Annotated in this window: 9 protein-coding genes and 2 pseudogenes; 6 read left to right on the top strand and 5 right to left on the bottom strand. The window is 67.8% G+C overall.

The window, feature by feature from the left end:
- Together ABZ471_RS46105 and ABZ471_RS46100 are read left to right on the top strand one after the other, a co-directional pair.
- Positions 1 to 191 (top strand): annotated as a pseudogene (locus ABZ471_RS46105) (hypothetical protein); the annotation flags it as partial.
- A gap of 43 nt (positions 192 to 234) precedes the next feature.
- Positions 235 to 1332 (top strand): S8 family peptidase, encoded by a 1098-nt coding sequence (locus ABZ471_RS46100; RefSeq protein WP_359075140.1) that lies wholly within the window; start codon positions 235 to 237, stop codon positions 1330 to 1332.
- Positions 1333 to 1866: 534 nt separating this feature from the next.
- Here ABZ471_RS46100 and ABZ471_RS46095 read toward each other — a convergent pair.
- Both ABZ471_RS46095 and ABZ471_RS46090 read right to left on the bottom strand, forming a co-directional pair.
- Entirely contained in the window at positions 1867 to 2415 is a 549-nt protein-coding gene (locus ABZ471_RS46095; protein WP_359075139.1) for a hypothetical protein, read from the bottom strand.
- A 420-nt stretch (positions 2416 to 2835) separates the two neighbouring features.
- Positions 2836 to 3369 carry a GNAT family N-acetyltransferase gene (locus ABZ471_RS46090; RefSeq protein ID WP_359075138.1) on the bottom strand — a complete coding sequence of 178 codons (534 nt, stop codon included), beginning with the start codon at positions 3367 to 3369 and terminating at the stop codon, positions 2836 to 2838.
- Positions 3370 to 3814: 445 nt separating this feature from the next.
- On the opposite strand from ABZ471_RS46090, the gene ABZ471_RS46085 reads away from it, so the two are divergent.
- The gene (locus tag ABZ471_RS46085; RefSeq protein WP_359075141.1) at positions 3815 to 4783 is read left to right on the top strand and encodes an alpha/beta hydrolase; all 969 of its coding nucleotides are present in this window, start codon (positions 3815 to 3817) and stop codon (positions 4781 to 4783) included.
- Positions 4784 to 5109: 326 nt separating this feature from the next.
- On the opposite strand, the gene ABZ471_RS46080 is transcribed toward ABZ471_RS46085, so the two are convergent.
- Positions 5110 to 5403, bottom strand: coding sequence for a hypothetical protein (locus ABZ471_RS46080; protein ID WP_359075137.1), 294 nt, complete (start codon positions 5401 to 5403; stop codon positions 5110 to 5112).
- Positions 5404 to 6335: 932 nt separating this feature from the next.
- Here ABZ471_RS46080 and ABZ471_RS46075 point away from each other — a divergent pair.
- Positions 6336 to 6851, top strand: a complete 516-nt coding sequence (locus tag ABZ471_RS46075; protein WP_359075136.1) for a GNAT family N-acetyltransferase — start codon at positions 6336 to 6338, stop codon at positions 6849 to 6851.
- A gap of 171 nt (positions 6852 to 7022) precedes the next feature.
- Here the strand turns inward: ABZ471_RS46075 and ABZ471_RS46070 are convergent, their stop codons facing one another.
- Entirely contained in the window at positions 7023 to 7208 is a 186-nt protein-coding gene (locus ABZ471_RS46070) for a hypothetical protein (protein ID WP_359075135.1), read from the bottom strand.
- 549 nt (positions 7209 to 7757) lie between these two features.
- Here ABZ471_RS46070 and ABZ471_RS46065 point away from each other — a divergent pair.
- Positions 7758 to 8306, top strand: coding sequence for a GNAT family N-acetyltransferase (locus ABZ471_RS46065; RefSeq protein WP_359075134.1), 549 nt, complete (start codon positions 7758 to 7760; stop codon positions 8304 to 8306).
- Between the two features lie 175 nt (positions 8307 to 8481).
- Positions 8482 to 8871 (top strand): annotated as a pseudogene (locus ABZ471_RS46060) (transposase); the annotation flags it as partial.
- A 37-nt stretch (positions 8872 to 8908) separates the two neighbouring features.
- Here ABZ471_RS46060 and ABZ471_RS46055 read toward each other — a convergent pair.
- The gene (locus tag ABZ471_RS46055; protein ID WP_359075142.1) at positions 8909 to 9325 is read right to left on the bottom strand and encodes a hypothetical protein; all 417 of its coding nucleotides are present in this window, start codon (positions 9323 to 9325) and stop codon (positions 8909 to 8911) included.
- Positions 9326 to 9512 lie beyond the last annotated feature (187 nt).

Below are 9512 nucleotides of genomic sequence, written 5' to 3'. Positions count from 1 at the left end.
ACGTGTTGCCCAAGGGGGCGACTCTGCCGCTGATGATCGGGCTTCCGGCGCTGCTGGCCGGGTCGGTGGTGGCCTTCCGCGGCACCGGACAGTCCGGGCGCGGCCGGACAGGCTTCTGTCGAGCGGGTGAGCCGACCCAGCCGCACGCCCCGCTGGAACCGTCCGCCCCCTGTGGTCGTCTTGTGCGCTGATTGTGTACGAAGCTGGGATGCGGGGGGCGTTGTGAAGCGGAACGTGGCGAAGGCCGGTCTCTTGGTGGTGGCCATGGTGACGGTGCTCGGGGCTTCGGCCTGCGGCGGGGAGGCCGGCGCGGCGGCCCGGGGGAGCGGCGGGAAGTCTCCCGCGCACGGGAAGGGGGAGTCCGTGGCGGCCTCCGGGAACGGGGCGTCGTCCGGCTCGGCGCCGACGTCTCCCGGCACCGTGGGGAAGTTGTCCGGGATCGCGGCCATCACCCGGCACGTGCCGTGGAACCTGGACGTTCTGGACCAGCGGTCGCGGCCGCTGAACGGAAAGTTCACCACCACCGCCACGGGCAAGGGCGTTCACGTGTACGTGATCGACACCGGGATGGACATCGCCCACAAGGAGTTCGGCGGACGCGCCCACCTCGGCGCCGACTTCGTGGGCCCGAAGGACTCCGGTGACTGCTTCAGCGAGGCGGGGACCGGCCACGGCACGTTCGTCGCGGGCATCATCGGCGGGGCGAGGTACGGGGTGGCGCCCAAGGCGGAGCTCGTACGGGTCCAGGGAATCCTGTGCGAGAGCGAGGGCGGCGGCTCACCGGCGGCGGCCGAGGCGGCCTTGGTGAAGTCGGTCAAGTGGGTCACCGCGCACGCACAGAAGCCCGCGGTGGTGAACATGTCGCTCAACCTCGACCACCGGTCGGCAGCCTTGGAGTCCGCCGTGAAGAAGATGGTCGACGCGGGGATCCCGACGGTGGTGTCGGCCGGAAACTTCCACGACGACGCCTGCAAGCACTCCCCGGCCGGCGTCCCCGGCACGATCGTCGTGGCGGCCTCCACCTCGAACGACCGCCCGTGGACCGACACCGACTCCTACGGATCGGGCTACGGACGCTGCGTGGACCTGTACGCCCCCGGCCAGAAGGTGACCGCAGCCCTCGCCGGCGGTGGTACGACCACCGAGAACGACGGCGCGACGTCCTGGGCCGCGCCGCATGCGACCGGCGTGATCGCGCTGTACCTGTCGGCACATCCCCACGCCACGGCCAACCAGGTCCACGTCTGGCTCGACCACACGGCCACCCGCGGTGTCGTGCACGGCGTCCGCTCCGACACTCCCAACCGGCTGCTCAACACCGGCGGCCTCTGACCTGCGCCGGCCGCCCCGGTCGCACGGTCACCCAAGCGCCGCGCCTCACCGGAACGGCGGGCGCACATCGCGCGGCCACCGCGCCACACCATGCTGACCCGGCCGGTGCCGAGACGGTCGCCGAGCAGGCTCCGGACGCGTTCGCCGCCTGTGATCTGGGCTTCGCCGCCTCTGATCCGGGCGGGCCGCAACCGGCGATCGTCCGAACCTTAAGGCGTGCTTGAGAGTGTCCCGGGCTCGTATCGGGTCGCAACGGACCGGGCGCTTCTGCACGCTGCCGGCGCAGAAGCGCCCTCCTCAACAACGCCCCGTCAAGCCAGGGCATCCTCGCAACCCAAGAGCAAGTCCTCCCAGGACTGACCCGGCTGCGGCACCCAGTTCATCCGACCCGCGAACAGCCCGCGCCGTGCATGCACACACCCTGCTGCCGCACCAGGAACGTCCGTGCAAAGCCGGCCGAGACGGCCTCTGTGAGAATCCCGACGCAGTTGAGAACCCAGCCCCCTGAACCAGACGAGTCGACCGGATCCGAACTCAAAGCTCGGCGTCTGCTTGGCGGGCCCTCGCCCAGTGTTCCTCGAACTCGCTCCGGCTGATCTCTTGGCCCGCGAGCGCCGGGTCAAAGAGGTCCACGATGGGCGGGTTGAACGGCCAGTCGTCGGGGCCACTGCGCAGGGCGGTTCCGTCTTCGGCCAGTTCCACCTGGCGAATCCGGCGTCCGTCGGACCCCACTTCCATCAGATAGACGACTGGTTCCTCGTCCTCCTCGTCCCAGCGGCGCCGCAGGTGCACGACGTCCCTCCCCGCGAGTGCGCCGAAACCCTCACGCCCACGCTGCGCGTCACGCTCGGCGCGCAGGCCATCCAGCCCGGGAGGCATCCGAGGATCGTCGATGTCGACTTCCTCCAGCTCTTCATCCTCGAACCTGGCCACGGCCTCCGGGTCGGTGACCACCTCGACCCAGGCGAATGTTTCGAGGATCTCCCGCTCGGAACGCGCTCGGACCCACCACCACGAGCCGCCCATGCCGTAGTCGTGCAGAGCGAGGAAGGAGCGCTTGTGCGCGGCACCGTTACCAGCCATGGAGGCTGAGCCTAGCGACACCCGCCGCAGGGTTGCTGGCCTGGTAAGGCTCACAGTCAAGGCACCTGCCAGAGGTCAGCAAACCTGACCACCGAGCGTCACACGTGAGGTATCACGCCTCTGTCACGCTGCCGCCTGGTCGCGTGACAGCACCCGCCTGAATGGTGATGCGTCGCAGCGCGGCATGGGCGGGTGGGCCCCAGGTGACCTTGCCGCCGGGGCGACCGTGAACCCCTGCCTCTCCGATGAGGATGCCGCTGAGGGCGCTCGAGGGGCCCGACCATGTCCCTCCCTCCCCATGTGTCCAGGTATTTGGCCCGCGAGCTCTCTCGCCTGGGCGTCCACTCCGTGGCGATCAATGCGGTCGGCGACGTATGGACAGTTGTCGGCCGGCTCGTGATGATCGACGGTTCGGCCGGTTCACGCCTGGAACTCGGTGAGATCGATGGTGTGAACGCGCAGTGGATAGCCGTACACCGGGTGCGCCGTCTCTCGCTCCAGCACCATGCCGAGCTTGCGGATGACGCTCTCGGAGGCAATGTCACCCACCCGGTTAATGCTGATGACGCGGTCGAGGCCGCGGTCCTGGAGCGCGAACTCCAGCGTGGCATGGGCGGCTTCGGACGCGTATCCCTGACCCCAGAACTGTGAGCCGAGCCGCCAGCTGATCGCCACGGCGGGCAGTACCTCCGGCAGGAACTCGGGCTCGGACAGACCCGTGAAGCCGGCCAGCTCACCCGAAGCCAGCAGCTCGACGGCAAAGAGTCCAAAGCCTTCCTCGTCCCACTCCTCCTCCCACCGTTCGATGGCCTCTACCGTGTGGTCCAGGTCGCGCACCGAGCCGTCGTCGATCCAGCGCATGACCCGCGGGTCCGCGTTGATGTCCGCCATAGGAGCGAGGTCGTCGTCGTGCCAGCGACGGAGGAGGAGGCGGGGTGTACGGATCTCGGTCATAGCGCTCATCCTGCCGAATGCAACGGCCTCGTCGGTAATCGGCGCCAGGTCGTGCTGCCGCTTCGGAAGGCAATGCATCCACCTCCTTCAGCATGCGTCCACAGTCTCCGGCCGTGGGCCACAGAACGCATCTCGCGCCCATACGTGACCCCATGGGGCGCAGCAAATCGGGAGCACCGCCGCTGAGCGGGACGGACGACCGCATTGAGGCGTGCACGCGTGTCATCACCGAGCCGCGCACCCGGCGTGGGACGGATACGACGGCGCCTCGGAATGCATCTGCGGAGGGTGAGCAACTAAAATGGACATGTATGCCCATCGGGGGCTTGAACAAGAGCGGAGGCTCAGCCGGCCGCTCCACAGCACAGCCCGAGCGCGTGCCGGCGCTCTTCAGCGCCCCACGCTCGTCACCATGCGCTTCTCGGATTTCCCAGGGAGCATTCCCATGGCTGGTCAAACCGCCTCGATCGTCCTCGAGCCCGAAGCACAGGAGCTCGCCGACGCAACTTCGCACCACCCGTTCCTGTACGAGCTGGATCCGATTGCGGCGCGCAAGGTCCTCAACGATCTTCAGGCCGCGCCCGTCGACAAGCTGCCGGTCGACGAGGAGTGGGTCACGGTTCCGGCGGCCGTGGGCGATGTGCGGGTACGCATCGTCAAACCGCAGGGCACCACCGGAACGGTGCCCGTTGTTTTGTACATGCACGGCGGTGGCTGGGTGCTGGGCAACGCCGACACTCACGACCGCCTGGTGCGCGAGTTGGCGGTCGGCGCCCGTGCGGCAGTGGCCTTCGTGGAGTACACGCCGTCGCCCGAGGCGCACTACCCCGTGGCCATCGAGCAAGGCTACGCCGCCGCGCAGTGGATCGTCCGCGAGGGAGCGTCGAAGGGATTGGATGCACAGCGCCTGGCAGTGGCCGGGGAATCGGTCGGCGGGAACATGACCGCCGCACTCGCTCTCATGGCCAAGGAGCGCGGTGACGTCCGGTTCATACAGCAGTCGATGTACTACCCGGTCACGGATGCGGCTATGAACACCGGTTCCTACGACCAGTTCGCCTCCGGCTACTACCTGAGCCGCAGGCTGATGGAATGGTTCTGGGACGCCTACACGACCGACCCGAACCAACGCGCGGAGATCACCGCGTCTCCCAACCACGCCACCATCGAGCAACTCTCCGGCCTGCCGCCCGCCCTGCTGATCGTCGACGAGGCCGATGTGCTGCGCGACGAGGGCGAGGCGTACGCCGCCAAGCTCCGAGCAGCCGGCGTTCCTGTGACGACGGTGCGCTACGACGGCACGGTCCACGACTTCATGATGCTCAACTCGCTGAGTCAGTCCAAAGCCGCCCGCGGGGCCATCGACCAGGCAACGGCGTTCCTGCGCAACGCCCTAGGAACCACCCAGTCCTAGATGTTGCGGGTGTCCTGCTGGACGGAGCGCGAAGTCGTATTGCCGTTGGCGGGGCGCTGGGACAGCGAGAGGTCGATGTCCTCCGCGGCGATCGAGCCGGTCTCGGAAGGCGTTCAGGGCGCCTCTGAGGCACCGGTGACGCGGGCAGCCCGGCGCGCGCACGTGCCGGGCTGCGGTTGGGTGATGAGTGCAGCTTCCCGGGGCCCGAGTACGGCCGGTGAAGACTGCGTGCATTACCTCCGGCTGCGGATCGGCGGAGGCTCCGACCTGGTGTGCCTTTTCGTAGTGGGTGCCCTGACCTGTCGCGCCGTGACCGAGCCTGTCGGTCAGCGGGTGACGACGTTGTGCGCCGGGATGATCTGCGGCTCGCCGTCGGTGTGGCCCAGATCGGAGAGGATCGGCTGGAGGATCTTCGAGAAGTTCTCGAGCGCTTCCTCGGACTCCCACACGTCGACGACCCGCCACCCGCCGTCGACCGGCCCGGCTGCGTGGGAGATCAGTCCGGGTGCGGGAATGTCGGCGAGCGAGGTGAACTCGCCTCCGTCGGTGAGGCGGTCGATGCAGGCGTCGTAGAACTCCTGCCCGACGCCCGGAATGTCGAATGTGACGATGATGGCCATGTCGTCCCCCCACTGCTCGCTCACTGTGTGCGGCGATCGCTCCGGTCGCCGCGATCCCCCTCATGCCTACCCGACCGCTGTCCGAGCGTCGACGCCTTGCGGGAAGCCGGGTGGAGGGAGCTGAGGCGCGCCGAGGAGTCCCGCGCCCCTGGTGAGCCGACTGCCACCCGGCGCGCGCCGCACGGCGGTCGTTCGAGGGTTTGCGGGCCTCGCTTGCCGGTCGGGACCGGGGCCAGCAGTTGTCGGCGTAGCCATCAGCGTCCCTGTGTGGGGCGGGGGTCGCGCGACGGCCGGGGCCCGCTGCGGCGAGAGCGTGGAGCGGCGGCGGACATCAGTGACTGGATGGCGTAGGAAGGTAAAGTCTGTGACCAACGCGGGGATCGTTCGAAGCCGATGGACGGCACTCGCCGCCCCGACGCGCCTGTTGAGGCCCCACTACTCTGTGAACAGCCGGGGGGACTCGGGCGTGCCCCTTGCTTGCTGGGTGCAGTCAGGGTGGATCCTGCGCTGCGTGTGGCTGCGCGCACCCGAGCTTCCCAGCCACCCGCACAGGGCGTGCTCCCAGGCCTCCGGCCGCCAACATCCTCCAGTGCAGCGGTGGTTGAGTGGTGCACGCCCACTCAGAAGTGGCTCGCTTACGCGAAGTACGGACGTTCATCGGCCTGTCGTGGTGGCGAGGGCCCGGGCGGCCCTCCGTGCAAATCCTTGAGCGATGCAGTGGGCAATACTCAGCATCGGCGTCGACGGCGACCACGAGCCTTGATATTTTCGCTTCCCTCCGTGGTTGAACGTAAGCGCAGCGCAATCGAAGTGACGCGAAGTCCTCTTGAGTCGGCCTGGAGGGGGCAAAAGACTGCTGCGGTAGCAAGGTCGCGCTTGCGTCCCGGGACCCGCGGCACAGTAGTCACGATCGCAATGTGAGGAGAACGTCGATGCCTGACGCCAGCCGTCGAGACGACGCGCACTCGATCATGCTGACCGACGGCACGGCCACCCGAACCCGTGAGGCGGCCCCCGTCGACCTGGTGCCGGTGCAGGAACTGCACCGCCGTTGCTCGCTGGGCAGCCGAGCCCTGCGATACCACGCGGGCAAGTCCGGGCTCTCACCTGCCGAATGGCGTCATTTGTCCAGCCCGGAGCGCGGTACCACGCTGGTGACCGCTCCGGCCGAGCGTACGGACCACATCATCGCCATGACGAACGTCATGCGCACCGATCAGCAAGGGGTGGGGGAACTCGCGATCCTGGTCGAGGACGCCTGGCAGGCCAGGGGGCTTGGCACCGCGCTGGCCGAACATGCGGCGACCGTTGCCCGCCGCGAGGGACACCACGCGCTGGCCGCCGCGGTGGCGGCGAGCAACAAGCCGATGCTCCACGTCCTGGAGAAGCTGGACGCGACGCCGGTCGGAGCCACCGGGCCCGTGCTCGACCTCCGCATCCTGCTGTAGGGCCTGTCCGGCGGATCACGCGGCTATCCGGGGGAAGGGGTGTCAGCAGGTCAACCGTCGACGCACCGCGACTGCGCCGGGAGACCTGCACCCCGTGCCCCGGGTGCGGGCGGTGCTTCGAACAAGCCGGTCGGCAAAGCCCGCGTCCCGATCGGCTCATCGAGGGTCTCGTCAGGTGAGGTTGCTCACCCGGCCGGAGCCTGTACCCGCAGTGATCAGCTTGGTATCCCAGTGGCCCAGGCAGACGCGGAAGCGGATTGTGGCACTCTCGGGGAAGTCCTTGTTCTCGTAGCGTTCGGTTTGCTGGCCGTCAGCGTTGAAAATGGCGCCAAAGCGGTCCCCCACTTCCCAGTCCACGACGGCGGAGGAGCCATCCGGTTTCCCGTCGAAGACACTGAACCAGTCGCCAGGGGGGAGAAGCAGGCCTGGTACACGATGCTGTGATCCTCCTTTTCAGTGGCGCACTTCACCCACTCGACGTCATTGGAGGAAGTAGTGGCGTTGCGCGCTCGACTTCACGGCCGGCGGCGTTTGCCTGGGTGACGGTGAGGAGAAGGGCAGCGGAGAGGGTGCCTGCGACGGCGCTTATTCGCTTGAGGCGGCGGTTCTTGAACACACGGTTCCTTCCGTGGTGTCCAACGAGGCGTGTCCAACGAGGCATTGGCGAGCTCAGGAGGCTCTCTATGAGGGATGTGCTGATCAAGTTTCTGTTCGATATGACCGCTTGGCTCAGAGAACAATCGCCACTTGGCGGACGCATCTCTCCGCACGCTCGGGACGGCGAGCGTGAAGGATGCAAACCCCTTGGTCCCACGCCTGTTGGGCGCTCCCAGTCAAGGTCCGCCGGACAGGCCCCAGGTATTCTCTTTCGGATCAATCTCACGGGCGTGCGATAGGTTGCCCGCCATGACCGGACTCGGACCCGTCGCCTGGCCACCTGCCCCGACAGGGACCGAACGGCTCGTACTCCGCGAGTCCGAGACCCGAGACCGTGCGGCGTTCATCGAGCTGTTCGCATCGCCAGAGGTGGGCACCTACATCGGTGGCCCTCGACCACGCGATGAGCTCGAACGCGTGGTGCCTGAGGTGCCCGGGCGGCGCCCTGGCCTTTTCGTGATCGATCTCGACGGAGCGATGATCGGCATGGTCACGCTCGATCGGCGCGATGCAGGGCGTCCGGGTCACATCCGTCCGGATGCCGGGGAGGCCGAGCTCGGTTACCTGTTCCTGCCGGAAGCGTGGGGATGTGGGTACGCCGCCGAGGCGTGCGCAGCGGCACTCGACTGGTTCGCCGACGTACTCCCCAGCGAGCCGGTGGTGCTCTGCACCCAGACCGCCAACGACCGCGCGATGCGCCTCGCGGCGAAGCTGGGGTTCACCGAGGTGGCGCGGTTCGAAGAGTACGGTGCCGAGCAGTGGTTCGGCGTGTGGTCCTCGGTCACGCCGTCCGGCTGAGCCAGGTCGTTTCTTCGGATCAGGATGCTGACCAGATGATGCTGCCTGGGAAGTGGAGTGCGGCGAGGCAGGTGGTGGTGGTCTTGTCGTAGCGGGTGGCCAGGCCGCGCCATTGCTTGAGGCAACGTGCTGGTTCAAGGACTTCCGCGGGATCGCCACCAGATACGAGACGACCATCCTCAGCTTCCCCGGCCCCGGCCCCGGCGCTCAGCTCGGCGCCCGGGTGCTCGCCGAGATCGGCGACGACCGCAACCGATTCGCGGACGCCCGCGGCCCGAAGGCGTACGCCGGTTCCTCGCCTGTCACCAGAGCTTCGGGCAAGAAGGATGCGATCACCCGCCGTTGGGTGAAGAACGACCGCCTCAACCACGCCGGCTACCTCTGGGCCCTCTCAGCGATCACCGCCTCACCCGGTGCCAGGACTCACTACCGACGCCGCCGCGAAGAGCACGGTGACGGGCACGCCGCCGCCCAGCGCAATCTCTTCAACCGCATGATCGGACAGCTCTACCGCTGCCTCCAGCACGACCGGCGCTTCGATGAGGCCATTGCCTTCCCTGCTCCGACTGCCAGGGTGGTGGCTGCATGGTTCGGCCCGTCGGTCACGCCGGAGGCCGCACCCACGGAGCGAATTGCTGACCAGGGACTGTGTCGTCCCGCCAGTACCTCAGAACGGTCTCATGCACTACCTCGAACCGTTGCGCGGCGATGAGGCATGAGACGGGCTCCTGACCGCCCGCGTCCGCTTCGAAGGCGACGAAAACCGGCGGCTCCTCACCGAGCTGACGAGCGACTCGCATCCGCTCCTCGCTCGTCGGCACGCGGAAGACCGGGTCATGAAACATCGCCGGGCAGCTGACGAAGACCGGATCGCCGAAGACCAACTCCAAGCCGTGGTAGTAGGCGAGGTCATGTCCGGCCGCCAGTCGGAACTGACCGGCGTTCCAGGTGATCACGTCCCAGTCCCACCAGGACCCCTCGGGGAGGTGGATGCCGAGGCGCTGGCGTTCCCTGTCCACCCTCAGCCCCTCACGCCGTTCGAGTAGATCGACAGGCTGCACAGGGACTCTGCACAGCGAACTTGACTTCTTGCACGCCTGAGCTGTCTGGACGGGTCTGCTGCAGGTTTGGGTGACAGGTTTGATCACGCGGCCTGGAGAGCCGGTGTGGTCATGACGGTTTCGTATTCGACGGGGGTCAGTCGGC

This window comes from Streptomyces sp. NPDC005728 (assembly GCF_040630895.1).
Classification (GTDB): Bacteria; Actinomycetota; Actinomycetes; order Streptomycetales; family Streptomycetaceae; genus Streptomyces.
The sequence above is the reverse complement of the archived record's forward strand: the minus strand, read 5'-3'. Positions and strand labels throughout refer to the sequence as shown.

Coding starts and splice junctions, on each gene's coding strand:
- ABZ471_RS46095 (WP_359075139.1), bottom strand. CDS start 2,415: ATGGCTGGTAACGGTGCCGCGCACAAGCGCTCCTTCCTCGCTCTGCAC.
- ABZ471_RS46090 (WP_359075138.1), bottom strand. CDS start 3,369: ATGACCGAGATCCGTACACCCCGCCTCCTCCTCCGTCGCTGGCACGAC.
- ABZ471_RS46085 (WP_359075141.1), top strand. CDS start 3,815: ATGGCTGGTCAAACCGCCTCGATCGTCCTCGAGCCCGAAGCACAGGAG.
- ABZ471_RS46080 (WP_359075137.1), bottom strand. CDS start 5,403: ATGGCCATCATCGTCACATTCGACATTCCGGGCGTCGGGCAGGAGTTC.
- ABZ471_RS46075 (WP_359075136.1), top strand. CDS start 6,336: ATGCCTGACGCCAGCCGTCGAGACGACGCGCACTCGATCATGCTGACC.
- ABZ471_RS46065 (WP_359075134.1), top strand. CDS start 7,758: ATGACCGGACTCGGACCCGTCGCCTGGCCACCTGCCCCGACAGGGACC.